Source organism: Bacteroidales bacterium, assembly GCA_023228145.1.
In the GTDB taxonomy this organism is placed as follows: domain Bacteria; phylum Bacteroidota; class Bacteroidia; order Bacteroidales; family CAIWKO01; genus CAIWKO01.
The window spans coordinates 131,266-157,994 of the sequence record JALOBU010000002.1; the positions used below are offsets into that span (position 1 = coordinate 131,266).

Below are 26,729 nucleotides of genomic sequence, written 5' to 3' on the forward strand. Positions count from 1 at the left end.
TTAAATTATGCATCCATTAATTTGCCCACAGTGCCAGACTCCCCTCAAGGAAGGAGCAAAATTTTGTCATGTATGCGGATATAAGATTCCTGAACAAGAACCACCTTCACAAGATACCGCTAAAGACAAGAATATTGACATAAAAGATTTTACAGATGTTAAACCTGCCGAGGTTTTCAATGCAGTTAAAAGCGGCAATATCTTTACAAGAGCCATCAACATTATGTTTAAGCCTAAAACAGAATGGGAAACTGTAGCTCTTGAAAAGCCTAAAGTTCCCATGCTTATTTTTGGGTATTCGCTGATTTTAGCAATTATTCCCATTACATCATTAATTTTAGGTTATGGACTTATCGGGAGGCGTACCCACCTGAATTTCGGCTTTATTGATGAAACTATCTGGCAAAGAAGCTTTGGCACAGGTTTTCTCGAAGCATTTGTTTTTATCCTTGCTGCTTTTACTGCAATAATTGTTGGCGCTGTTGTAATCAATGCCCTAGCACCTGCCTTTAAGACCGAAAAGAATTTTGGCCGCGCCATGCAGCTCACAACCTATTCGTTTACCCCGGTTTTTGTTGCCGGTACTTTTTTCATAGTACCTTTTCTTTCAATTATTGCACACCTTGCCGGGCTATACGGAATTTTTATCCTGTTGATGGGGCTGCCTGTAGTGATGAAAACGCCTAAGAACAATCAAATAGGATACTTCTTTGCCTCAATCGGAGCGCTCTATGGAATTTATTATTCCATAAAATGGATTTTCGGACTGATTTATTGGGCCGTATTTCGGGCAGCTGTCCATGGCATTAATTTTTAGATTTTACCAATTGTATTTTATGAGTTTGCCTGAAATTAATGAAATTGGTGAAAAGGTTAAACATTGGCAAGCTGGCGAAACAAGGTATTTCCGAAACCTGCCTTTGAAAAACTATGTTTATTTTGTACTCGCATTGTTTGGTATGTTTACCACATGGTTGCCCTGGGCAGATGTTACTGTGGGATTTTATAATAAAGCCATGGCGGTAGGACTTTATTTTTTCCCGGGTTGGCTGGTTTTTCTTTGTTTTCTAACTGTTGCAGGCGTAAGCATATTCAATAAGCATATTAAAATCAAAGAAAAATATGCTGTTAAAGTCCCAGCCTATGCGGCAATAATTTCAACAGCACTGATAACCGTTTTTCTGATATGGAAATTATTCAATGTAAGGTACGGAATATTGTTGTGCTCTGCCGCCTCATTGGCTTTATTATTTTTTGTTTGGTATTATGATAAAAAAGAAAAACAAAGGTGAAAAGAAAAGTAGCTCATCATTAAAATCAAAAAAGTAAGTATTAATAATTAAAATAAAATGGAGGATTTATGGCTTTTAACTTAAAAAACAGAAACTTTTTAAAAGAACTTGACTTCACACCCGAAGAAATGAAGTTTTTACTGAAATTGTCGGCAGATTTGAAAGCAGCCAAATACACAGGCACGGAACAGCAGAGGCTGAAAGGTAAAAACATTGCACTTTTGTTTGAAAAAGATTCCACACGCACACGCTGTGCCTTTGAAGTGGCGGCACTTGACCAGGGAGCTCATGTAACTTACCTAGGCCCCAGCGGCTCACAAATGGGTAAAAAGGAATCCATGAAAGATACGGCCCGTGTACTGGGAAGAATGTATGACGGTATTGAATACCGCGGCTACGGACAACATATTGTCGAAGAACTGGGCAAGTATGCCGGGGTGCCTGTTTGGAACGGATTGACAACCGAATTTCATCCCACACAGATTTTAGCTGATTTCCTGACCATGATGGAACACTGCGACAAACCACTCCATAAAATGTCAATAGCTTTTGTTGGGGATGCCAAAAATAATGTTGGCAATTCCCTGATGTGTGGCGCTGCAAAGATGGGAATGGATTTCAGAGCCGGAGCGCCAAAATCTTGCCAGCCGGATAAAAAACTCGTGGAAGAATGTAAAAAAATTGCCAAAGAAACAGGAGCGAAAATTACAATTACCGATGACCCAAAAGCTGCTGTAAAAGGTGTTGACTTTATTTACACCGACGTATGGGTATCTATGGGAGAGCCCGACCACGTTTGGGTGGAGCGCATTAAACTCTTGAAGCCCTACCAGGTAAATGCCCAATTGATGAAAGCCACAGGCAACCCGAATACAAAATTCCTACATTGCCTTCCGGCCTTCCACAACAGGGAAACAACTATTGGAGAAGAGATTTTCAAAAAATATGGCCTGAATGGCATGGAAGTTACCGAAGATGTATTTGAATCGAAAAACTCTGTAGTGTTTGACGAAGCCGAAAACCGCCTGCATACCATAAAAGCAGTGATGGTGGCAACACTGGCTTAAGAAATAAACTAAGTAAAAAAGCGTTTGACATAATATTGTTGAACGTTATCTATGAGGAATTTCAGAGCCTTTTTGATTCGTTTGCATGATAAATTATCAAAATGCCGGCTGAAAAAAATCTTCAGGTATTTGATACTTTGCCTTGTGGTGTTATTTGTGTTTGCAAATATTATAATTTACATCAGTTCGGGTAAATATATCCATAGCAAAATTGACAAAGTGCCTCAAAGTTATACAGCCCTGATACCGGGAGCCAGCGTTTATGCAAGCGGAGAACCATCGCCGATATTGGCTGACCGGCTTGACAAAGGACTGGAACTTTATAAATCAGGCAAAATAAAACGCTTTCTGCTCAGCGGCGACCATGGTACCCGAACCTATGACGAAGTGAATGGCATGAAAAAATATTTGGAAAAAAAGGGCGTTCCCGACAGTGTTTTATTTACAGACCATGCAGGGTTTGACACCTACAGTTCCATGGTTCGTGCCCGCGATGTGTTTGAAGTTGACAGTGTGATAATTGTTACTCAGAAATTTCACCTGCACCGGGCATTGTATATCGCCCGTAAAAAAGGCCTGGAAGCTTACGGTTATTCTTCCGACATGAGGAAATATTCAAGCATCAACTACCTGAAAATCCGCGAGACATTTGCAAATGTTAAGGCTTTTTTCGAAGTGCTTTTTAATGTCAGCCCGAAATTTGGAGGAGAAAAAATCCCTATCAGAGGTGACAGCAGCAAAAGTTTTGATTAGTTAAATTATTTCCTCATGTGTAAGCATATTGTTCTAAAATAACCCGGAGCAAACACAGTAGTTATACATTAGATTGCTTACAAAAAAAATAATTTTATCACTTAACCCCAAATTCGTTATTTATAAATTTATTTCGAATGACCGTCATTAGAAAATTAATCATATAAGCATAAGTGAATCAGCATATTGTAATGACGAATCAACTAAGAAATGAACATCCAAAGTAAAAATGACATTTTCTTAAAAGTTAGATGTTTTATTCTACTTTTTTGAAGTATTGGAATCTGGGTTTGATAATTATACTGTTACCGATGACCACCTGATGCATATTACCGGAATGGGAAAAGGAAAAAATGGAGCGAAATATTACCTGGTGAAAAATTCGTGGGGAACAGAAAAAGGGGAAAAAGGCTATTGGTTTTTATCGGAGGATTTTGTAAAACTCAATACCATTGCCATACTGGTGCATAAAAACGCCATTCCTGCCGGAATAAAAGCAAAACTTGGATTAGCTCAGTAAATTTCTTACTAAAGAGAAATTTTAGTTAATAATTCTATTTCAGGTTAGTTCCCTTGAAATTTATATAGCTCCGCTTTAAGCCCACTGATATAAATCTTAGCTTGATAAGGGTTCCAAATATATACTATTAACTTATCTTTTTTCCTGCTACGGATTTCAGGGGTTAAATATAGTTTGGTTAAAGTATTCCACTTGCCGGGGTTTAAGGTATCGGGCTTCATTGGAATAGCATAATATTTACAATTCGCTTTTTTATGAATTGTAGATATAATAAGAAATGGAGGCTTTTGAATGTTGTTTGCCGGGCAATAGAAGCAGGTTGTTACTTTTAACCAGAAAAAATCACCATCTAATTTTCTATAAGGTAAAGTGATATCGGGAGAAAATTCTTCAGCAGTATCAATAGTATAATAAAACCTGTTATGAACTGAACTATCTTTAGTGATTTTCTTTAAAGCTTTACTGCTGAATATTATTTTATCAAAAATGCAATATATTTCTTTTGGAAGCGCATTAAATTTGATTTGAACAGTATCTTCATTTATTCTTGAATCGTGTGATAAAAGGCTTAAATCTTTTTCCGAAACATTTGTTTTGCCGAATGTTTTCCAATAATATTCTTTGGTCATTCTATCTCCTTTGAGTATTCCATGATTAAATTGCCACAACTGAAATAAATTCAGCAGCAGGACAAACAGGAGTATAAAGACTGACATAATTTTTATCGCTTTACTTTTTACCGAAATCCAATCCAGTAAAAAACCAAGAGAAAGCCCAAGGATAATATATAAAGATATAACAGCTCTTTGGCTATATCCATCAGCATACCACCAACAAGACCAGCTTGAAATAATATAAACCGAAAGTACTAAGAAAGTAAGTGTCGAAAAAAATAAGCGTTTGTTTTTTTTATACATAAATGGGAATCCGAAAATTGATACAACGGCCAAAGGCGTGTATAAAAACCAACCTTTACGGTAACTAAATAAAAACTGCCGCAAATAAGGCTCATCAAAGTCAAACCCTTCACAAGGATCCTGATAACTGTAAAAAATCCATTGTCCCGATGTTATTTTCCAGTAAAGCATTTGCGGAAAAACTATTAAAAAAAATGACGGCATGAGCCATAATAAACGCTTCCAGTAAGTTTTAATATTGTCTTTTTTCCATAAAATCCATACTGCCACAAAAGTTATACATATTAATTCATTTGGCCTTGATATTGTTATTAATCCTAATAACAGCCCGGTAATTACTGCATATTTTATCTTTTTGTTCTCATCCCATTTCATCACATACCATATCAGCATTGCGTTTAACATAAACAGGACATTATGCGGCATAAGTCCTGATGATGATGAATACATAAGGTAATTGGTTCCAAAGACAAATAATAATATTACAAAAACAACAATTTTATCGCTTAAAAATTTTTTCAGAATTTTAAGAAAAAAATACAAGCCGATAAATGCATATATTGTTACACCGAAGCTTATAAAAGCCTGATAAGGCCATGTAAATCCATCTTGCGGGTATGCGAACAATCCGGCATAAATATGTGCTAAAAGAAAAAAAGGCGCATAAAATAAAGAAAGCCCCATGGGGTATTTTAACACCCAAAAACCTTCCTGCCCCGGATATGCCTGATAAAAGGACTCTGTATTTCCGTATTTCTGGATAATTGTTTCAATCCATTTGAGGTCGGTTAAGCCTAAGTCATTGTAAATAAAAGTTGCCGGCAGATACAAATAATACCCGAAAACATCCCAGCTTAACGAATCTGAATATGGCGTAAAAAGCCTAATTAACAATATTGCCAAACAAGCTATACAAAAAAACAAGTAAGGCATCCATGACTTTTTATCCCTCATAATATCATGCAATAAAACAGTACCTATTAGTGTTTTTTCATCACAAAGATTAAAAGTATCCTATAAAACCCTAATGTAATAACTGAAAGTTCAAAAGCAAAAGACATACCCGTATCTCAATAAAATCAATACATTTGCCTTACTTCTTTTTTGATATACTCAATAGCGTTGCTTACGGGCAGTTTGGCCTGCTGAGACGACATCTCAAATATCATCGAGCCGAGGTCGGCTGCTGTGGCTGTTTCGTTGAGTTTAAGCGCAGCAAGGTTCACCATCTTTGTCATCTCTTCCTTGGCGGTTCGTGTCAGTTCCCAGGCGGTGGAAGAAATATATATCTGTTGTGATAAATTGTGCTCAAATTCGTCACGAATGCTCTGCACCAGGAGGGCCTGCAGTTCTTTGGCGCTCATATCGGATTTGGCAAGGCGTATGATGAGGCTTCCCGGCGAAATGCGTTCCAGGAGAAGAATAATGCGTTCGTATGCCTGCAGGCGCAAGGGTGTAATCACACCCTGATTGTTCAGCTTGATTTCGAGCATTTTTTTGCGGGTTCCGTTTTCCAGAAAAGCTTTTAATATGTAATAAGCCGTGATAAAAACCACCACCGAAGGCAGTATATATTTCAGTATGTCGAGAAAATCTTCCATAATTAATTATTTATATGCAAAGATACTTTTAATTTTTTTTTGAACACACATCATGGACAGTTTTTTAGCCAGAACAAGGGGTTATTGAAATAAAATCGGGATATGATTTTAAACCCAATTCCAATACTTTAAAAAAAGGCAGAATAAAACATCTAAAGCGCACGAATAACGTTGGCGGTATGACCAGTAAGGGATTGCGGAGCTACGTTCCTATCAACCGAGACGAAGGAATGATGCGGGTGATGAGCTTCGCATACCACTGAAACCCTTATGGAATATACAAAATGTTACCAACTGGGCTTTGTTATTATTTCTTCATTTATCATTAATAATGCACCTTTATAAGCAGTCTTAAATTTATCAAAAGAATTTACAACTTCTGACAAATCACTTAAGTTAAGTGATATATGAGCTTTCGAAATAAGATTGTTATTTGTCTTTATATGCAAATGAGGTCCTTGCTTATATCGGCATTCATTTTCTAAAGGGTCTATATGTAATGACAATAATTCTTGATTCACATTGTCTTTATTTAACATCAATTTGAAGTAAGCTTTTTCTAATGTGAAATTTGAGCCATTATCTTTCCAAACCTCAAAATAAGAAGCATTATATCCCGTTTTCTGAGTTTTAAAAAACCAATCTTTATGATTCGTACTATGTGGATTAGAACCACCGAAAGCTCCAAAAACAATGAATCCTCTTGGAGATGTTCCAACTTTTGAAGAAACGGAGTTTCCATTTCTAGAAAGAGGTTGCATTAGTTTCCTAATTTCATTGCTTCTATGATGTATCTTCATATTTTCTAAAACAATAGGCATATTATCTTAAATGTTGAGAAAAGATTTTTCAGTTGAAGTTAAGTTATATAATTCTGCTACAGTCGAATCAATTTGTTTCTCTAAACCTAAAGACTCAAATTCATTACTAATAATTCGCTTTTTGACAAGGTTTAAAACATCTTGAACAAGTTTTCTTTTATTCGTATCCTCCTGAAAAGGAGAAGGTATTGGCAATCCTTTAATATATGTTGGCTCAAGCATAGCAAAACCATTTTGGTATTTTGGAGCATGGGATATTAGATACCATAGACAAACTGTTGAATTTAAAATGCCTGTAAAATAATATAGTAGGTCAGTGTTGTCATATTCTTTTTTTAATACTAAAAATGGAGAGCGTGAGATTGCAAATTTTCCTTCAATATCAATATTGAATTTAGGTGTAAATATTAAATGTGGCGTTAAAATCTTAGGGACTAACATAAATTTGGGCGATCTCGGTCTATTAGGCATCCACCATTTTATATTACCTTTTTTAACTTCATTTCTTTTTAATAAATCAGATTCAAATTTTTTAAGATGTCTATATGTTTTAGGGTAATTATTCAGAAGTTCTTCCTCTGAAATCTTTGAGTCATTTATAAACGGGTAGAAAAAATATTCTTCAACTTCTTTCCTTGGTGAAAAGGAATTCATTTTTCTGTCTTCTAAGTATGGAACATAGATTGACTCTTCACCTTTGGGAATTTGATTTTTTGAAAGTGTAAATGCATCAACATGACCCGAGGCAAATCCTGTTCTAACATCAAAAAAATCTTTTATATTTGGATTTTTTGATATTTTGTTTTTAAGACTTAATTCTGTTGGAGGTAATAAGAACCACTTGTTTCTATTAAAAAAATTATGATCTACCTCATAAACCGAAAAGTTATCATTTTCAACATAATCTTTTTTCAAAATATGATGTATAGCTTGTCCTGTATTATCTTGAATCTTTGAGATAATTGCATTGGATTTTATTATTGATTTTTTAAAAATCAATAATATGGGATAAACTCCAGCTTCTTCAAATATTCTCTGTCTATTGTCAGAAAGATCTACAATACATTCTATCGAGCAAGTATCAAATAACTCTTTGCGTATACTCTGACAGCTATCTGTTGTAAGAAATGTATTTGGTAGGACAAAACAACCATAGCCACCTTCTTTTAGTGTTTGTATAGCAATTTTGACAAATGCTATGTACAGATCAGTTTTACCAAAACTCAACTCGCCAAGAAATTCCTTCAATGATTTTCTTGTAATTGCATCTAGGGAGTTGTATTTAATATATGGAGGATTTGATATAATAATATCTACACTTTCTTCATATTTTGACTCCTTGAAAAATGCAAGAGAATCATCATTTACTATTTGTATTTTATCTTTTGGCAATTCGCCATATGACACTAAATGTAATAATGATAATGAAAGATTTGCAGCATTACATGCTGTTTTGTTCTTATCGACAGCAATGATATTCTTGAATATATTATTATCTAAACCTTCTTTATGGTTAGTTTCAATTTGTCTTTCAAGAAAAGTTCTAATAAAAATTCCTGAACCAACCGCAGGCTCTAAAATTGTTAAATTCTTCGAATAAATATCTTTAATGTTGAATTCAAGATATTTAGTAAAAAATCTAGCAATAAACTGTGGCGTATAATAACTCCCTGAATTTTTATTGAATTTTTCTTCAGGGATAGGAGAAAAGAAACTTAATTGTTCAGTTTCTTTTATTTCCAATATTGAAACATATTTCTCATAAAGTCTGCTTAAAGCATGTTTGGAAATAATTGAGAAATCATATTCATAATGGGAATACTTATTTTGGTAAAAGTCTTGAAATAATTGATATAGTGTTCTAGAATTAAGTTTATCGAATACTTTTAAAATATTAAAATCAATCAAATCATTTGGAATATCTTTTATTTTATATTGTTCAAGAAAATTAAGAATAAGATTTGAATATTTTTCAATTTTTTGAGATTCAAGAATCCTATTTAAATTATTTTTATTGAAAGCTCCTGGTGATAAATTATAATTGTAATCTTCAATAGCTCTGAGAAAAATAATTGAATTAAAAAAAGATGATAATTGTTCATTGTTAACAGTGTTGTCTAATTCTGACGAAATTATTCGTTTCCAAAATGAAATTGTGTCTATAATGGTATCATCAAGAGTTTTATAAATAGGTTTTATTCGTCTCTCCTGAAGTAACTCTGAATAAGTACTACTTTTTAAATTTATTTCATCTTCGTTACTTCCAAAATGTATAAGATTATTTTCTCCTAATCTGTTATGGGTTCCACAAGCATTAAGACGATCTATTGATATATGTAAATCAACAAGATTATTATAAGAGACACTAAAAAGATTTAACTTTTCTATTTCAGTCAGTTTAGTGAATAAATATTTTGATTGTATAAATGAAATTACCGCAGAATTTTCAAGACCATGTTCAACAAATAAATGTCCAGTTGTAATACTATTTTTATTTTTATCTTCAATAATATCACTCGGATACCAGCCTAAATAATTTGAAAAATTTTCAAGTTCTTTGATTAAGCCTTTATCTCCATTCCAAGGTGAAATTAGTTTTCTTAATATGTTTGTATTAAAAGAGTCCATTTAGTTTTTTTTATAAAACCCAAAGATAATCTAAATTTTATTCCTCCAATTTATCTGCGAATGCACTTTTTTTGCCTTGTTGGTAACGAACCGGTGTGGCAAGTCGGCGGCGGTGATAGAAGTACTTTCCTGTCCACCAAACCGACCGCTAAATAAAAGCACTGCACTGTCTGCAAACCCTTACCCGCCGCTGCTTGCCACACAAAGTTATATGCATGTTATAAGTTTTTATGTCATTAATCGTATCAGAGAATTAAAATAATAAACAGGGGAGATTAATAATAAGTCCCCTGTTCTATTAGTGAAAACAAAAGTCAATGTGCGACTTGTACTTTTTTCCGATTTACTTCTACTATATACTTAATGATGTAAATGAATGCACCTAAAAATGGAATAAACAGTACAAACAAAGACCACAATATTTTGTGTGCTTGTTTTTCTTCATGCTTAAATATAAACACAAAACTCAAAACAACTACTATTAATAGTGTTATTAATAGTATTATTATTATTGCTGGATGAATTAGTACCATGATTTTATTAATTTGAGTAAAAATTTGCTGTGCACATACATAAAAGTCCTTCCCAAATACAAGAAATTGTTACACCTGTACCGAACCAACCAGGATGAGCAGCTAAAATGGCTTTATAATCATGATTACACCAATACTCAGAGTCGGAATGGTTCAAATGAAAACCAACTGCTGTACCTTGATATTTATATTTAAGACCAAAATTTGGTAATAAATCGTGAACTAAACCTTGCATAACAAATTCATGAAGTAGAGTTGATAATATGATAAAATCGCTACAAATTTTTACAGGGGCATCTTCGAATTCAAATTTGTTGATATTTGTTTCCTGTCCCTCAAGAGTCACAAAAAAGTCTTTTGTTACGAAATTATATTTAACATCTGTAGAACAATCTTCGCCATATATTATATACGAATCGTTCGTCTTTATGATTTTATAAACTTTTTTATCTAAGAGATACTTGTCTGCGTTGACTATTAATTCACCATCGCCCGAAAATACCTGAAATGTAATATGATCATCCATTATTTCCAAAACATCAATTTCCTTAATGTTTAAGGGTAAAAGGTATTCTGAAAACTTTGTCAATTTGTACTTATCATAGCCTTTCAAAATAAGGTTATCAAACAAATTGTCTTGTGGAGAAATATTCTGAGAATTTGTCGTTGGTTGTGTAACTTCGGTCGATTTCTTACATGAATTAAAAGAAAATGCCACACAAATAATTAGCAATAAAACAATTAATTTTTTCATTTTCATAAATATTTGAGTTTAACAAAAGTACATTTTTTCTAATCAGTCAGCAAATTTATTGTGCTGGTTACTCTATTTTTTCATGTCGATTTTCACTTGCACATTCTCGACTTCAGGTGGTCAGCCTGCAATAACCGGTCTTTGTTTTTTTTAAATAGTTGCATATAACGCCTGTGTTAGCGCATTGCGTTTATTTTTACTTTAGCTCTTCTGTAGCTGCAATCCGTTTTTTGTGTTTTAAATTATTATTTAATAATGAATTGCTTTTTCTATTTTCCGTTTGTAATTAATTGTAAGCATTTGTAATCGTCTCAACAAATATAAAAAAAACTTATCAAATAAGTGTTTGTAATATATTTTTTTGTTTATCCTGCAATATATAGGCGGCCGGGTTTAATCAGGAGGCTGTCTCAAAAGTCAATATTTGCCAGTATCTAACCTTAGTGTGCCTTAGTGTGTACTTGGTGTCCGCCGCGGCGGACTTTGTGGTTCAACTACTTATATTTACCACGAAGTAACTCAAAGGGGTGCACAAAGGCGCACAAAGGACTTTTGAGACAGCCTCCTGACTTGCACAAAAAAATAAAAAATCTCAGGCATGAGTATTTGCACAGAATTACTAATTTTGAGCAAAAATTATTTACTATGAATTATTTATCCAACAGAATCAACAATTTATCCGAGTCGGAAACCCTTGCCATGACACAGAAAAGCCGCGAGCTCGCCGCACAGGGTTTCGATGTAATCAATCTCAGCATTGGCGAACCGGACTTCAATACGCCGGAATTTATAAAAAATTCAGCCAAAGATGCCATTGACAAAAACTTTACCCACTACCCTCCCGTACCCGGCTATCCGGAATTGCGGCAGGCAATATGCAAAAAACTAAAACGCGACAACAACCTTGAATACATCCCCGAGCAGATCGTTGTTTCCACAGGAGCCAAACATTCTATTGCCAATGTGATGCTGGCGCTGGTAAACCCCGGCGATGAAGTCATCGTGCCGGCGCCCTACTGGGTTTCCTACAAAGAAATAGTGAAACTTGCCGAAGGAAAAGCGGTTTATATCCAAGGCTCTATAGAAAGCAATTTTAAAGTCAGCCCGCAGCAAATAGAAGAAGCCATAACGGATAAAACCAAGGTGTTTATTTTCAGCAGCCCGTGCAACCCCACCGGCTCGGTTTATACCAAAGAAGAACTGCGCGCTTTTGCCTCTATATTTGCAAAGCATAAAAACATTTTTATCATCTCCGATGAAATCTATGAATATATCAATTTCCTCGGCAAGCACGAAAGCATCGCCCAGTTTCCCGAAATTAAAGACCAGGTCATCGTTGTAAACGGTGTTTCAAAAGGCTATGCCATGACGGGCTGGCGTATCGGGTACATTGCCGCTCCAAAACCCATTGCCAAGGCATGCAGCAAGCTTCAGGGGCAGGTTACTTCGGGAGCGTGCTCCATAGCGCAGAAAGCTTCTTTTACCGCTATTGACAGCGACCCGCAAAGCATACCTGAGTTCAAACTGATGCTCGATGCTTTCCGCGAAAGGCGCGACCTGCTGCTCAGCCTGCTGAAAGAAATTCCCGGCATAGGCACCAACGTACCCGACGGGGCATTTTACGTTTTTATGGACGTAAAAAATTATTTCGGAAAATCCAACGGCACAACCACCATCAAAGGCAGCGACGACCTGAGCATGCACCTTCTTAACAACGCCCATATTGCCATGGTGCCCGGCACCGCCTTCGGCGACCCAAATTGCCTGCGGTTTTCTTACGCTACTTCCAAGGAAAAAATAATTGAAGCCGTGAAGCGTTTAAAAGATGCGCTGGAAAAATTCAAATAAAATAATTGAACAATGTCTATCACTTTAACTTTTTTAATTTTTATCATTGTCACCATCAGTACTCTCAGCCTCGGATTGATACTGTTTATTCTGGGGCTCATACAGAAAAAAACCGGGCAATGGGTTGCAGGAGTTATCATGTTCATTTTGTCCATCATCATTGCTGTAATATGGTTTGTTGGAATAATCGTTAAAATACCTAAAAACTTTGAAAGCAAGGTAAAATATCATTCTGATGAGTATGAGCAATACGACAACTACAACAATGACACAGAAAGTTATAATGACGAAGACAACTATATCGTTGACGATAAAAATAATTCTGACAAAATTTCTGGTTTTATTCAGGATGTTGATAAAAGCCTTGTTTATATAAAAATAGTTCCCGAACCGGCGCTGAAAGATTACGGCATCAAACTTAACAAAATTGATACGTATTCATCAAAAGATGGCAGCAGCAAAATGATTCCTTTGAATATTTCTTTCACAGATAAATTTAAAGGGGAATTGCAGTTGATACTTTATTCCTCCGGCAGGGAAGAACTTGGGAAAAGCTTGGTTCATATCGGCCAGGAAAAAAATACTACTTTTACTGTCAGATTTATTTTCGAGGATGAAGCCAATTTCTTAAAAACCGATTATGCACTTTTAAAATCAAGTGACTGATGTTATCCCTAGACAGAAATTCTGCAGCAAAATTATTTCATGACTTTACGGGCATGAAAGCCCTGGTGATTGGAGATGTGATGCTCGATTCATACATCTGGGGCCATGTTGAACGAATTTCACCCGAAGCTCCTGTGCCTGTAGTAAGTGTCAGTAAGCGCGAAAACCGTCTGGGCGGGGCAGCCAATGTAGTGCTAAACCTGCAAGCCTTGGGGGCTGTACCCATCTTGTGTTCAGTTACAGGAAATGACTCCCGCTGTGATGATTTTTGCAAATTACTCGAACAACATGATATTTCTCATGCAGGCATACTGAAAAATGAACAGCGCAGCACAACCACAAAATTCCGTATCATTGGCAATAACTATCAGATGCTGCGAGTGGACGAAGAAACCACACAAGTGCTTAATCAGGATGAAAGCCGTAACTTCTTCAACCTGATAGAACGCATTGTTTTGGCTGAAAATCCGCAGGTTATTATTTTTGAAGATTATGACAAAGGTGTTATAAACCATGCGCTGATACAATGGGTAGTTGAACTTGCCGAGAAAAAGAAAATTCCTTTGGTAGTTGACCCTAAAAAGAAAAATTTTTTACATTATAAACGTGTGAGCCTGTTTAAACCCAATTTTACAGAGCTTTGCGAAGGATTGAAGATAGAAAACGTACAGAAAACCCCCGAAAGCCTGCTAAGGATATGTTCTGCTTTTCAGTACCAGCATGACATTCCTAACATGATGCTCACTCTATCTGAAAAAGGAATGTTCATTTCTTCTGCTGACAAAATAGGTAAATACACTGGAGAAATGATACCCGCAAGAGTTCGCAATATTGCCGATGTTTCGGGTGCCGGCGATACCGTTATCTCCATTGCAGCCTTATGCACTGCTCTAAAACTTCCTCTTTACGATACAGCTTTCATAGCGAATATCGGCGGAGGACTAGTGTGTGAACACACAGGTGTTGTTCCTGTTAACAAAGAAAAACTTAAGGAAGAAGTTTTGTCATTGATGTAACAAATGCTCTTCATTTTTTCAAAATGAATGCTTCCCGTTTCAAAACAAAAAATGATGAAATAGCCGGCCTTTTCGACAGCATTGCGGGGCATTACGACTTTCTGAACCATTTCCTTTCTTTCGGCATTGATAAACTTTGGAGAAAAAAAATCATCCGAATGATAAGCAAGGAACATCCTGACAGCATACTGGACATTGCTACCGGAACTTCGGACCTTGCCATAGCTGCAGCTACAAAAATCCAGGGTGTGCAAATTACAGGGATAGATATTTCGGAAAAAATGCTTGGCATTGCCAAAGAAAAAATTCGAGAAAAACACCTCGAAGACAGGATAACATTGCAAAAAAAATCTGCCGAAAGTATGGATTTTGCAGACAACAACTTCGACAATGTGATGGTTGCATTTGGGGTACGAAATTTTGAAGACCTAAACAAAGGCCTTCAACAGATGCTGCGTGTGGTAAAACCCGGAAGGAAAATTTTTATACTGGAGTTTTCAAAGCCACAGGGGTTCATAAAACCTTTTTTTAATTTTTACTTCCGATACCTGTTGCCTTTTATCGGGAAGTTAATATCAGGCAACAGCAATGCCTACCGATATCTTCACCGAAGTGCTATCAGTTTCCCTGACAGAAAATATTTCACGGATATACTCACTCAACAAGGGTTTACAAAGACATACTGCCACTATTTGAGCAGTGGGATTGCCACCATTTATGTCGGAATTAAGTAAAAAATAGTATAATTTTGCAATAGATTTTAATATCGCACGTTATTTTAGGTTCAGAAAGCGTTTGTATTGAAAACGATAATAAAATATTTTTCCCTCATCACATTTGTTTTTCTTCTTTGTGGTGGTTCATCTTTTGCACAGTACCGCGAGCACAGGTTTGTTGAAAACCTGCCCAAGTTCGATAAACGCCGTTATCATTTCGGCTTTTTGCTGGGGATGAACTATATGGATTTTGCTTTGAAAAGCGCCAAAGACCTATCACCTTACGATTCGCTCACAGCAATAACCACCAAGCCAGACTTTGGTTTTGACATCGGCATCGTTTCCAGTCTGACACTCACCAAGTATCTCAGCCTGCGCTTTGTGCCCACACTTTCTTTTGGGAACCGTACCGTTGAATATACTTTCCTGCACAATGACTCCATCACATATAAACAAAGCAAACGCATCGAGTCAACTTTCATGTTTTTTCCTTTATACCTTAAATACCAGTCAAAACGCATAGGGAATTTCAGAGCTTACGTTATTGGCGGAGCCAAATACGCGATAGATATGGCATCGCAGGCAAAGAAAAAGAATAAGGAAGGCGAGGCCCCTATAAAACTCAGGCGCAGCGATGTACTTATTGATGTCGGCACCGGGCTTGATTTTTTCCTGCCCTACTTTAAATTCGGCATAGAACTTAAAATGTCTTATGGTCTACCCAACCTTCTCATCCCCGAAAACACCATCTATACCAACAGCATTCGCCGCCTCGGTTCAAAACTATTCCAGCTCTCTCTTACTTTTGAAGGATAAGTTTTTTCATACTGTTATGAGCCGGAGTACGGCTTTAATCCGTACTCCGGCTCATCAGTTTTGAAGTTTCGCCTACATTGATTATTTTTGTCCTACTCATAAATACTTATTTATCATGAAACGTATTACATTTTCCATTTTGCTCACTTTTGTATTTGCCGACTTTGCTTTAAATGCTCAGAATGAAATGAGGCTGCTGCGTTTTCCTGCGATACACGCCAACACCATTGTTTTCTCCTATGCCGGAGATTTATACTCGGTGGATAAAAAGGGAGGCACCGCCCGCAAACTTACCAGCGACATAGGTTACGAGATGTTTGCACGCTTTTCGCCCGATGGCAATAACATAGCCTTTACAGCCCAATACGACGGCAACACCGAAATTTATACGATGCCCGCCGCCGGCGGACTGCCCGTTAGGCAGACATATACCGCCACACTCGGCAGGGATGACCTCTCCGACCGTATGGGCCCCAACAACATTGTCATGACATGGAAAGACAATCAAACCATTATTTTCAGATCAAGAATGAAGTCTTTCAACGATTTCAAAGGACAGCTGTTCAGCATAAATACAACAGATGGAAAAATGGAAGAATTGCCCTTGCCATGCGGAGGATTTTGCTCTTATGCTCCTGACAAAACCAAATTAGCATACAATCGTGTATTCCGCGAATTCAGAACCTGGAAATATTATAAAGGCGGCATGGCCGACGATATCTGGATATACGATTTTAAAGAAAAAACCACTGTAAATATTACCAATAACCCTGCTCAAGATATTTTCCCCATGTGGCATGGCGATATTATCTATTTCCTCTCCGACCGCGACCGTATCATGAATCTTTTTAGCTATAATATTACTAGTAAAGAAACTAAAAAACTTACGGACTTTACCGAATTCGACATGAAATTCCCGTCCCTTGGCGACAGCTCTATTGTCTTTGAAAATGGAGGTTACATTTATATTTTTGACTTCAAAACACAAAAGTCAACAAAGGTAAATATTCAAATAGCCGACGACCTGAATACAGGCCGCAATGAGATGAAAGACGCCTTCAAAAACATTACCGGCTACGACATTTCCCCTGACGGTAAACGGCTTGTTTTCAACGGGCGCGGCGATGTGTTTTCTGTGCCTGCAAAAAGCGGTATCACACGTAACCTGACACAAAGTTCCGGAATTCATGACCGCAATGCCGCCTGGTCGCCCGATGGAAAATATATTGCTTACATTTCGGATGCAAGCGGGGAAGATGAAATATATATTGTTGCACAGGACGGAACATCAGAACCTGTTAAACTCACTACGAAGTCCGATACATACAAATACCAGCCTATATGGTCGCCTGACAGTAAGAAATTACTTTGGTCTGATAACATGTTAAGACTGCAATATGTTGACATAGAGACAAAAAATGTAACGCAGGTTGACAAAGCCACTGACGGAGAATTCAGGGAATTTGACTGGTCGCCCGACAGCAAATGGATTGCTTACGCCAGACCTGACAGAAGCAGTGAGATAAAAATCTACTTATACGAGCTGGCTTCTTCAAAAAAACATGCTGTTACCGATGGATGGTACGACTGCGGCGAGCCGGTTTTCAGCTCTGACGGGAAATACCTGTTTTTTGCTTCTTCACGCGACTTTAATCCTATTTACAGCTGGACGGAATGGAACCACGCATATACAAACATGAATAAAATTTATATGCTTACCCTTGCCAAAACAACGCCCTCCCCTTTTCAGCCAACTGATGATGAAGTGAAAATAAGCAGCGAAACTAAAGAAAGTGAATCCAAAGAAAATGACAGCAAAACAGTTGAAGTAAAAATTGATATTGACGGCATCTCTGACCGGATTATTGCCTTTCCCGTAAGTGCGGGCAATTACTGGAATATCAGCAGTGCCGGCAATATGGTTTATTATTGCCGCACCACAACATCCGAGCCAAGCGCAGCACTTATAGCCTTTGACCTGAAAGAAAAAAAGGAAACCAACCTGGGGGCATACAGAAATTACATCCTATCTTATGACAAAAAGAAAATAGTAATAAGCGATAAAGGAAAGTACGCAGTAATTGACCTGCCGAAATCAAAAATTGAAATAAAAGACTATGTGGACTTGTCGAACATGAAGGTATGGATAAACCTTAAGGACGAATGGAAACAGATTTTCACAGAATCATGGCGGCAGATGCGAGATTTCTTTTACGACCCCGGTATGCATGGCTTGGACTGGAAAGCCATATACAAAAAATACGAGCCCCTTACAGTTTATGTAAACCACCGTGCCGACCTTACCTATATCATTGGGGAAATGATAGGAGAACTTAATGTGGGGCATGCTTATACAGGTGGAGGTGAAAAACCCGAGCCTGAGAAAATAAAAATTGGATTACTCGGCGCTGAAATAGTAAAAGACAATTCGGGATATTACCAGATTAATAAAATATTACACGGTGAAAACTGGAACGATAATACCCGTTCGCCACTGACCGAAGTCGGAGTGGATGTGAAGGAAGGTGATTTCATTATTGCTGTTAACGGAAAATCTGTTTTAAATTCAAAAAACATTTATGAATTGCTGATCAATACTGCCGGACAACAGGTGGAACTCACGGTAAGCACTACTGCTTCGGCACAGGGTGCCCGCAAAGTTATCGTTATCCCCGTCGAAGACGAATCGGGCCTTTACTATTACAACTGGGTGCAAAACAACATAAAAAAGGTTAACGAAGCCACAGACGGCAAAGTGGGATATATCCACATCCCCGACATGAGCGTTGGAGGGCTTAACGAATTTGTAAAACATTTTTATCCCCAGCTCAGCAAACAAGCCCTGATTATTGACGACCGTGGCAACGGTGGCGGCAATGTTTCGCCTATGATCATCGAGCGCCTGAACCGCGAATTGGTGTATATGAAAATGTCGCGCAATACCAGGCAAAACACAGCAGGCATTGCTCAGCAGTATGGGCCAAAAATATGTTTGATCGACCAGTATTCTGCTTCTGATGGTGATTTATTTCCCTATCAGTTCAAGGAATTAAAGATTGGAAAATTAGTTGGGCAGCGAACCTGGGGCGGTGTGGTTGGCATACGCGGCTCTTTACCATTGATTGACGGAGGATATCTTAACAAACCTGAATTTGCCCATTACGATGCCGAAGGTAAAAAATGGATTATCGAAGGTTATGGAGTTGACCCGGATGTATTAATAATTAATGACCCTGCTAAAGAATATTCCGGTGAAGACGAACAGTTGAACAAAGCCATAGAGTTGATATTGGAAGAATTGAAAAAAACCGATACCAAACTGCCGCCAATACCGCCATTTCCGGATAAGACGAAATAAGTGAATAAAAAAAACTTTGAAATTTCAAAACGATATGCAATAAAAAAGCCGGTCAAAAAGGCCGGCTTTTAATGAAATAACATTTACGTTTATTCTTTTTTTTCTGTTCTGCAACTTCTACATTGTGCATTTATACTAAATGGCAAAAAAAGAAGGCATAACCCTACTATATAGTAAAAGTTCATTTTTTTATAGCTTTTTGATAGCGTTCTTCAACTGCTTTCCAGTTTAAGACATTCCAGAATGCATTGATGTAATCTGCACGCTTATTTTGATATTTCAGGTAGTATGCATGCTCCCATACATCCATACCCAGGATTGGGATACCGTGTTTTTCAGTCACATCCATCAAGGGGTTATCCTGATTGGGAGTTGAACTGATAAAAAGCCCGCCATTTTCATCAACACTAAGCCAGACCCAGCCGCTGCCAAAACGTGTCATTCCGGCATTGAAAAAATCTTCTTTAAATTTTTCCATGCTTCCAAAGCGCTTTATTAAAAGGTCCTCAAAACCTTCTGACATTTTCGAGCCGCCCGGAGTCATTATGTCCCAGAAAAGTTCATGATTGAAATATCCACCTCCGTTATTTCTAACTGCTGCAGGATACTTACTTACTTCAGCAAACACATCAATCAACTCTTTATTCTCGAGAGCTGTGCCGTTTATTGCTTTTAAAAAATTATCAAAATATGCTTTGTGGTGCCTTGAATAATGAATCTCCATTGTCATTTTATCAATATAGGGCTCCAGGGCATCGTAATCATAAGGCAAAGGTTTAAATTCATGATTTATTTTTTCAGTTGTATTCATAAGGGTATTTTTTTGTTGGTTAATACTATTTTTATTTGACTGTGCATGTGCCTGTACGGAAAAAATCAACGCCAGACTTAATATAAATATACTTTTTTTCATTTAATTATTATTTAGACTTATTTCAAATAACAAATTGTATGCCAAAATAAAACCTGACATCATGTCACATGAATGTTTTTTTGAAATAAAATTCAATAGTTATTTTTAGGCAAAATCAACCCGGATGCTGTCATAAAATCCGGCTCCCAGTAATTTTTTTGCACTGCCTTTTACCACAGCAATTTCGAGCATGCCTGAAGAACCAAATAAGGCCATAAGTTCTCCACCTGTTTCTTCCGAATAATTCCTGCTTATTTTGGTTATCGTATGATTTCTGAAATAGATGGCAAAATTCCTTTTTCCCCTTACCTCTTCAAATTCATCCATACTGATATTTGTGATGGCGTTGCCGTATGAATCAATATAGGCAACAATGCCACTGATGGAATCATTCTGGATGGCAGGCTTGAATTTGTTGACAAAAAACAATTTCTTTTTTTCAACTCCCAATTTATCCACAGGAGTGCCTGAAGCTATTTCGCATGCAATACCAGCGTAAATGGTATAGGCAGGAAAAATAAATGACTTCATTTTCGGCGGGGCAGAGATTTTTATAATCTTGTCAGGATTATTGTTACATAGCAGAGTGAATATGCCATTATTAAGTCCGACAAAATAATGCTTGTTATAACATACAATGGCATGATACACTTCAATTGTTTCGGGGTCATAATCATCATCCTCTTTGATTTCAATTTGAAAGTCAACACCCACAATATGAATACTACCATCAGGAAAATTTTTATAGGAATGCTCAAGCACGTATGCAGCATGAGAGATGCTGAATTTTTCGATAGCATGTGAAATATCAACAATCATGGCTCCCGGCAAGCGGCTTATGATTAGGCCCTTAACAGCCGCTATGTAATGGTCGGAAATACCCCAGTCCGTTGTTAAGGTTATGATTGCCATAAATGCAGATATTTGCCATCAAATTTACAAATTTTAAAAAGTACAACACAATATTTGTTATTTTTGTTTGAAAAAGAATTAGCTTTTTCATGAATGAAAAAATAATACGTTTAGATTTCATAAATCCTTTGGATTTTTTTGGTATTAATGACCAAAACATTGAGTTCATACGCGGCTATTTCCCAAAATTGAAAATCATTGCCCGTGATAATTTACTGAAAGTTTTGGGAGAACCTGCTGAAATTGAATCCTTCGAAGAAACTATTTCTATTCTGATAAAACACTATAATGCTAAAGGATTTATTAATACTGAAATCATCCAGCAGGTTTTAAATGCAGATGCCAATACTGAACAACTTAGTGGTGAACCACAAAACGACATCATTATTCATGGTCAGAACGGCATTCTTATAAGAGCTAAAACACCCAACCAACGTGCTTTAATAGAAAGCTGCCGTAGCAACGACCTTATTTTTGCTGTTGGCCCTGCCGGTACAGGCAAGACGTATACCTCTGTAGCCCTTGCAGTAAGGGCATTACGCAACAAGGAAGTGAAGCGCATCATTCTGACAAGGCCTGCAGTGGAAGCTGGTGAAAATCTCGGCTTTTTACCTGGCGACCTTAAAGACAAACTCGACCCATATATGCAGCCTTTGTACGACGCACTATGGGATATGCTGCCCACACAAAAACTCAGAACATATATTGAAGAACGCATCATAGAAATAGCCCCACTGGCTTATATGCGGGGCAGAACCCTCGACAACGCATTTGTCATCCTTGATGAAGCCCAAAACTCCACCATAAACCAGATGAAAATGTTTCTGACACGCATGGGACGTACTGCAAAATTTATTGTTACAGGCGACATCACACAGATAGACCTTCCAAAAAATCAGGCTTCGGGGTTGGTGAATGCCATCGAGATACTGAAAGGAATAAAAGGCATTGATATCATTTATTTCAACAACGCCGATATCATACGTCACAAACTGATAACTGAAATAATAAACGCCTATAACAAAGAAAAATGAAGAAGCTGGCTGTACTTTTTCTTGTATCGCTTTTTTGTGTTTCATGCAGCAAATACGAAAACGGCCCTTCCCTAACACATCACTCAGCAAAAAAAAAACTGACAGCAAAATGGCAGCTGTCGAGCATTTTGTTGAATGCCAATGATACGGCTTCTGATTATTTTTCCCAGAACCTTCAAATTTACCCTTTCAATATTTATGCAGACTGGGACAAAAACTATTACATAGCCATTTCACATCCTGATGGCAATCTTATTGCAAAATCGGGTTTAATAATAAATAAGCAGGTAACACAACTGAATTTTGCGATGGAATCAATGGAATTATACGAAACCCTGGCTTCTTCCCTATTTATGCATATTCCTTTTTTACAACAGGAAAATGACTGGGTGATAAAGCACCTGACAAAGAAAGAGCTGTGGATATACACAATTTCCGGAGGAGTTAAATCTGAGTTACACTTTGATATGATTAGCGATTATGCGGATTACTAAACAAAATTTATATCCCATGAACAATGCAATTGTAAAAACATCATTTCAATTTCCCCGACAAAAAGGGTTTTATGAAGGAAAGGTAAGAGATGTTTATAATATTAACGACGAAATATTGCTGATGGTGGTCACTGACCGTATTTCGGCCTTTGACGTGGTGCTACCTAAAGGCATACCTTACAAAGGGCAGGTGCTGAATCAGATAGCAGCAAAATTTTTAGATGAAACCTTCGACATTGTCCCCAACTGGAAACTTGCCGTACCTGACCCCATGGTTACTGCCGGCATCAAATGCGAACCTTTTAAGGTTGAGATGGTCATTCGCGGATATTTATCTGGGCATGCCTGGCGTGAATACAAAGCCGGGAAACGCTCCCTGTGCGGCGAGCCCCTGCCCGAAGACATGAAAGAGAATGATAAATTTCCCCGGCCTATCATCACTCCCACCACTAAAGAAAGCATTGGGCATGATGAGGACATCTCAAAAGAAGATATAATCAGGCACGGACTGGTGTCTTCTGCTGATTATGAAATGCTGGAGAAATACACCTATGATTTATTTAAACGAGGTACAGAGATTGCAGCAAAGATGGGTTTGATACTTGTTGACACTAAATACGAATTCGGCAAAAGGGACGGAAAGATATACTTGATCGACGAAATACACACACCTGATTCTTCGAGGTATTTTTACAAAGAAGGTTATGAAGAACGCCAGCGGGCCGGGCAGCCGCAAAAGCAACTCTCGAAGGAGTTTGTGAGAGAATGGCTCATGGATAATGGGTTTCAGGGCAAAGAAGGCCAGCAGGTTCCGGAGATGACCGAAGATATCGTGAACGGAATATCGGAGCGCTATATTGAACTTTATGAAAATATCACAGGGGAAAAATTTGTGAGAGCTGAAGTGGCAGATGTTCTGAACAGGGTAGAGAAAAACCTGAAGAGTTATTTGGAAAAATTTTAGTTGCTGGATGGCCATTTGGCAGTAATAAGTTGTCAGCATTGCAATTAACTTGTTTGACGCTTGAAAAATGGCTTTAGATGACCATTTTTGCTAATTATACCTAAAATTTTAATTACAGAGAAAATAAAAGATATTTTACCACATAAATACCATGAAAAAAGCGTTAATCATTTTATTGGCAATAGTTACTTCATTTGGGCTTGGTTTTGCGTTTAATAATATAATAACTAAAAAATCAAGCACTGAGGAGAGCATTAGAAAAGTAACAGGCATAGGAGGCATTTTCTTTAAATGTAAAGACCCTGAAAAAGTTAGAAACTGGTATCAAACCCATCTGGGATTTAATACCAACCCTTACGGAGCAATTTTTGAATGGCGACAGGGCAATGATAGCACTCAGAAAGGCTATACACAATGGAGTCCGTTTTCTGAAAAAACCAGTTATTTTGACAAAGATTTCATGATAAATTACAGGGTAGAAAACTTAGAAACTCTTGTGATGGAATTAACAAAAAATGGTGTAAGCATTTTAGATACTATACAAACAGACGAGCTTGGGAAATTTGTTCACATTCTTGATATCGAAGGCAACAAAATTGAATTATGGGAACCCAATGATATTGCTTGTGAAAACTATGGAAAAGAAAATGGAATCCCGACAATAAAATGAACAAATTATTGTCTTTAACGTCATTCCGGTATCTTCAAAAAAATTCAAAAAAAATTGCGCCGATTGACAAATGAAAAATATACAAACTGATTTCATGTAATTACACTCATTATCAATGTTAAACATAAAACCAAGGCTCCTCTAAAATAAAAAACAATTACATTTATTTGAAAGAATTTGTATTTTTATATATTCATAAACTTCACAAAATTTTCAACTTAAGAAATTGAAAAACACATTACTGTTCATCGTTGTTTTGTTTTTCGGGACATTACACAGTAGTGCTCAAAGCAGCCTTCCAACCGGAAGCCTCGATTTTGCCGACCAATATAGTGGCTACGGCTGGGCTTACGACCCGGATGCTTTGATACTGCCCATTGATGTCCACATTTACATTGACGGCAGGCTGTATGATATTGTGACGGCAAATGAAAACCGTCCCGATCTGGTTACCGGAGGCGTTACCCCGGACCCTTATCACGGGTTCAGCTTTAGCATAAGTGGCTTTGACCTGACAAGGGCACATGAAATTATTGTATTTGCTATTAATTACGGTGGCGGCCCCAACCCCGCCCTGACAAATTGCCCTGCACGAGTTGGTGTTATACCTCTTGGCGAAGCTGTCATCAGCAATGTTGCCGGACCTTCCAATATTACAATAACTACCACACAGCGGCTTGCCGGTGCCATCGGCTCGCTGACATGGAACGGCAGAGAATTTATTGACAGTTATGACCATGGCAGAGAACTGCAATCCGCTACTTCATTCAACAACTGGGGCGAGTGCTTCAACCCTACGGAAGCCGGCTCAAACCAGGATGGTACCGGAAATACAAGCACCAGTTTTTTACAATATATCAGCACCACAGCTAATTACCTTGAGACACAAACCCTGCCTGCTTTCTGGACACAGCCGGGCTTAATAGCACCCGGATGCGGCGCCGCCTTGAACACCATGCAGCGTTCATCACATTATTTTCATAAAAAAGTAACTATCGGAATGCCGGGCATGGCTCATGTGATTCAATACCTTACAGAGTTTGACATTCCCTATCCCGAAAGTTATACTTCCGGCACGTTTGAAGTTGTTACTGCATATATGCCACCAGATATGTCGGTATTCTGGAATTACAATCCTGCCAATCAGCAACTCACGTCTTTGTCTGATGACCCCGTGGAACAAGAACTCCCTATAATTTTTTCTACAGTTGACCAGAACTATGCGATGGGAATATATACTCCAGACCTGCCGGACAACTCATTTCCGAATCATGGTTATGGGAGGTTCCGGTATCCTTCCTGCACAAAATGGAACTGTGTTTTCAGGGAAAGCCCTGTTACAGCCGGGACATATAAATACCGAAGTTATGTCATAGTTGGCTCCCTTCAAAATGTTCAAAACTCCATGACCCAGCTTTATAATTTTTTTACCATCACGGCAGATTTTTCTCCTGACACTGTTTGTGCAGGAGTATCTTTTACATTTACCAGCCTCAGCACCGGAGCAAACTCCGATACACGCTATCAGTGGGATATTTATGACAACGGCAGCATTGATGACAGTGCTTCAAACTTTACTTATATATTTGATTCTCCTGGGACATACCCTGTCAGACTAACAGCTATAAACGGAGTTGCAGCCGCACATCAAAGCAGCATTGTAAAAAATGTTGTAGTTATTGCCCCACCTGATGCCGGCAACATTGCAGGTAGCACAAACGTTTGCGAAGGAAGTCATCAAATATACAGTATAGCTTCAATCCCCTATGCCACTTTGTACGAATGGTCGTTACCAACGGGCTGGGAAGGAAGCTCCGATTCATCAGCTATCACCATAACTGCCGGAGCTAATGGGGGCAATATTGGGGTTACAGTTTCTAATCCCTGGTGCAGCGGAGTACCTTCTTCCATAGATATCACTGTTAAACCGGCACCCCTTACTCCAGTCATTTCTTACGACCTTATTGTCCTATCCTCTGATGCTCTTTTAGGCAATCAATGGTATTATGAAAATGAAATTATTCCGGGGGCAATATTACCAGTACACACTCCGCTTTTATCAGGGCACTATTTTGTTATCGTAACTGGCACAAACGGCTGCCCCTCGGACACATCAAATATCATATATGTCGGCTTATCGGGCATGAACGATTTTCCGACAAAAAATGACATTTACAATTTGTATCCCGTTCCCGCTGTTGAATACATTTACATTCAGAAAAACTCTGTAAACGATGATTTGAATACTGCCGTTTTAATTTATAATGCGCAAGGGCAACTGCTTTTAAAACAGCAATTGCTAAAAAACCTCACACAAATTGATATTTCTAAATTTGCTGAAGGACTGTATTTCGTAAAATTTGAAACCTCTGATGAATTTGTAATAAAAAAGTTCATCAAACAATTAAGCCCGTCACATTTTAAGAAACACTGAAA

The 26,729-nt window shown here is 37.6% G+C and carries 23 protein-coding genes; 16 read left to right on the forward strand and 7 right to left on the reverse strand.

Features of this window, described 5'->3' with window-relative positions; genetic code table 11:
* Nucleotides 1-7 precede the first annotated feature (7 nt).
* From M0R16_01485 to M0R16_01505, 5 genes are all read left to right on the forward strand, one after another.
* The gene (locus M0R16_01485) at nt 8-817 is read left to right on the forward strand and encodes a YIP1 family protein (protein ID MCK9611558.1); all 810 of its coding nucleotides are present in this window, start codon (nt 8-10) and stop codon (nt 815-817) included.
* Nucleotides 818-836: 19 nt separating this feature from the next.
* Nucleotides 837-1,292 (forward strand): hypothetical protein, encoded by a 456-nt coding sequence (locus tag M0R16_01490; protein ID MCK9611559.1) that lies wholly within the window; start codon nt 837-839, stop codon nt 1,290-1,292.
* Between the two features lie 68 nt (nt 1,293-1,360).
* Nucleotides 1,361-2,359 (forward strand): ornithine carbamoyltransferase, encoded by a 999-nt coding sequence (gene argF / locus M0R16_01495; protein ID MCK9611560.1) that lies wholly within the window; start codon nt 1,361-1,363, stop codon nt 2,357-2,359.
* A 51-nt stretch (nt 2,360-2,410) separates the two neighbouring features.
* Nucleotides 2,411-3,112 carry a YdcF family protein gene (locus M0R16_01500; GenBank protein MCK9611561.1) on the forward strand — a complete coding sequence of 234 codons (702 nt, stop codon included), beginning with the start codon at nt 2,411-2,413 and terminating at the stop codon, nt 3,110-3,112.
* 277 nt (nt 3,113-3,389) lie between these two features.
* A complete protein-coding gene (locus M0R16_01505) occupies nt 3,390-3,632 on the forward strand; it encodes a hypothetical protein (GenBank protein ID MCK9611562.1) in 243 nt (80 codons plus the stop codon).
* Between the two features lie 44 nt (nt 3,633-3,676).
* On the opposite strand, the gene M0R16_01510 is transcribed toward M0R16_01505, so the two are convergent.
* The 5 genes from M0R16_01510 to M0R16_01530 all read right to left on the reverse strand — a co-directional run bounded on the left by M0R16_01510 (nt 3,677) and on the right by M0R16_01530 (nt 10,886).
* A complete protein-coding gene (locus tag M0R16_01510; GenBank protein ID MCK9611563.1) occupies nt 3,677-5,503 on the reverse strand; it encodes a hypothetical protein in 1,827 nt (608 codons plus the stop codon).
* 125 nt (nt 5,504-5,628) lie between these two features.
* Nucleotides 5,629-6,150 carry a hypothetical protein gene (locus M0R16_01515; GenBank protein MCK9611564.1) on the reverse strand — a complete coding sequence of 174 codons (522 nt, stop codon included), beginning with the start codon at nt 6,148-6,150 and terminating at the stop codon, nt 5,629-5,631.
* A gap of 287 nt (nt 6,151-6,437) precedes the next feature.
* A complete protein-coding gene (locus M0R16_01520) occupies nt 6,438-6,950 on the reverse strand; it encodes a hypothetical protein (protein ID MCK9611565.1) in 513 nt (170 codons plus the stop codon).
* Between the two features lie 27 nt (nt 6,951-6,977).
* On the reverse strand, nt 6,978-9,599 hold the full coding sequence (locus tag M0R16_01525) for an N-6 DNA methylase (protein MCK9611566.1): 2,622 nt from the start codon (nt 9,597-9,599) through the stop codon (nt 6,978-6,980).
* 540 nt (nt 9,600-10,139) lie between these two features.
* The gene (locus M0R16_01530; protein ID MCK9611567.1) at nt 10,140-10,886 is read right to left on the reverse strand and encodes a hypothetical protein; all 747 of its coding nucleotides are present in this window, start codon (nt 10,884-10,886) and stop codon (nt 10,140-10,142) included.
* A gap of 645 nt (nt 10,887-11,531) precedes the next feature.
* On the opposite strand from M0R16_01530, the gene M0R16_01535 reads away from it, so the two are divergent.
* The 6 genes from M0R16_01535 to M0R16_01560 all read left to right on the forward strand — a co-directional run bounded on the left by M0R16_01535 (nt 11,532) and on the right by M0R16_01560 (nt 19,306).
* Nucleotides 11,532-12,734: a pyridoxal phosphate-dependent aminotransferase gene (locus M0R16_01535; protein ID MCK9611568.1), complete on the forward strand. Its 1,203-nt coding sequence runs from the start codon at nt 11,532-11,534 to the stop codon at nt 12,732-12,734.
* 12 nt (nt 12,735-12,746) lie between these two features.
* Nucleotides 12,747-13,400, forward strand: coding sequence for a hypothetical protein (locus M0R16_01540; protein MCK9611569.1), 654 nt, complete (start codon nt 12,747-12,749; stop codon nt 13,398-13,400).
* On the forward strand, nt 13,400-14,416 hold the full coding sequence (locus tag M0R16_01545; GenBank protein MCK9611570.1) for a bifunctional ADP-heptose synthase: 1,017 nt from the start codon (nt 13,400-13,402) through the stop codon (nt 14,414-14,416). Before M0R16_01540 ends, M0R16_01545 begins: the two co-directional genes overlap by 1 nt.
* Nucleotides 14,417-14,439: 23 nt before the next feature.
* On the forward strand, nt 14,440-15,150 hold the full coding sequence (ubiE, locus tag M0R16_01550) for a bifunctional demethylmenaquinone methyltransferase/2-methoxy-6-polyprenyl-1,4-benzoquinol methylase UbiE (GenBank protein MCK9611571.1): 711 nt from the start codon (nt 14,440-14,442) through the stop codon (nt 15,148-15,150).
* A 66-nt stretch (nt 15,151-15,216) separates the two neighbouring features.
* Nucleotides 15,217-15,948: a PorT family protein gene (locus M0R16_01555; protein MCK9611572.1), complete on the forward strand. Its 732-nt coding sequence runs from the start codon at nt 15,217-15,219 to the stop codon at nt 15,946-15,948.
* 115 nt (nt 15,949-16,063) lie between these two features.
* Nucleotides 16,064-19,306: a PDZ domain-containing protein gene (locus M0R16_01560; GenBank protein ID MCK9611573.1), complete on the forward strand. Its 3,243-nt coding sequence runs from the start codon at nt 16,064-16,066 to the stop codon at nt 19,304-19,306.
* 181 nt (nt 19,307-19,487) lie between these two features.
* On the opposite strand, the gene M0R16_01565 is transcribed toward M0R16_01560, so the two are convergent.
* Together M0R16_01565 and M0R16_01570 are read right to left on the reverse strand one after the other, a co-directional pair.
* Nucleotides 19,488-20,117 carry a superoxide dismutase gene (locus tag M0R16_01565; GenBank protein MCK9611574.1) on the reverse strand — a complete coding sequence of 210 codons (630 nt, stop codon included), beginning with the start codon at nt 20,115-20,117 and terminating at the stop codon, nt 19,488-19,490.
* 207 nt (nt 20,118-20,324) lie between these two features.
* Entirely contained in the window at nt 20,325-21,131 is an 807-nt protein-coding gene (locus tag M0R16_01570; GenBank protein MCK9611575.1) for an SAM-dependent chlorinase/fluorinase, read from the reverse strand.
* Between the two features lie 89 nt (nt 21,132-21,220).
* Here M0R16_01570 and M0R16_01575 point away from each other — a divergent pair, with 89 nt between their 5' ends.
* The 5 genes from M0R16_01575 (at nt 21,221) to M0R16_01595 (ending at nt 26,727) form a co-directional block, all read left to right on the forward strand.
* Nucleotides 21,221-22,165 carry a PhoH family protein gene (locus M0R16_01575; GenBank protein MCK9611576.1) on the forward strand — a complete coding sequence of 315 codons (945 nt, stop codon included), beginning with the start codon at nt 21,221-21,223 and terminating at the stop codon, nt 22,163-22,165.
* Entirely contained in the window at nt 22,162-22,659 is a 498-nt protein-coding gene (locus M0R16_01580; GenBank protein MCK9611577.1) for a hypothetical protein, read from the forward strand. The genes M0R16_01575 and M0R16_01580 overlap by 4 nt, the downstream gene beginning before the upstream one ends.
* Nucleotides 22,660-22,675: 16 nt before the next feature.
* Nucleotides 22,676-23,623 (forward strand): phosphoribosylaminoimidazolesuccinocarboxamide synthase, encoded by a 948-nt coding sequence (locus tag M0R16_01585; protein MCK9611578.1) that lies wholly within the window; start codon nt 22,676-22,678, stop codon nt 23,621-23,623.
* Between the two features lie 151 nt (nt 23,624-23,774).
* On the forward strand, nt 23,775-24,293 hold the full coding sequence (locus M0R16_01590; GenBank protein MCK9611579.1) for a VOC family protein: 519 nt from the start codon (nt 23,775-23,777) through the stop codon (nt 24,291-24,293).
* Nucleotides 24,294-24,519: 226 nt separating this feature from the next.
* Complete coding sequence (locus M0R16_01595; GenBank protein ID MCK9611580.1) at nt 24,520-26,727, forward strand: T9SS type A sorting domain-containing protein; 2,208 nt, start codon at nt 24,520-24,522, stop codon at nt 26,725-26,727.
* Nucleotides 26,728-26,729: the final 2 nt, after the last annotated feature.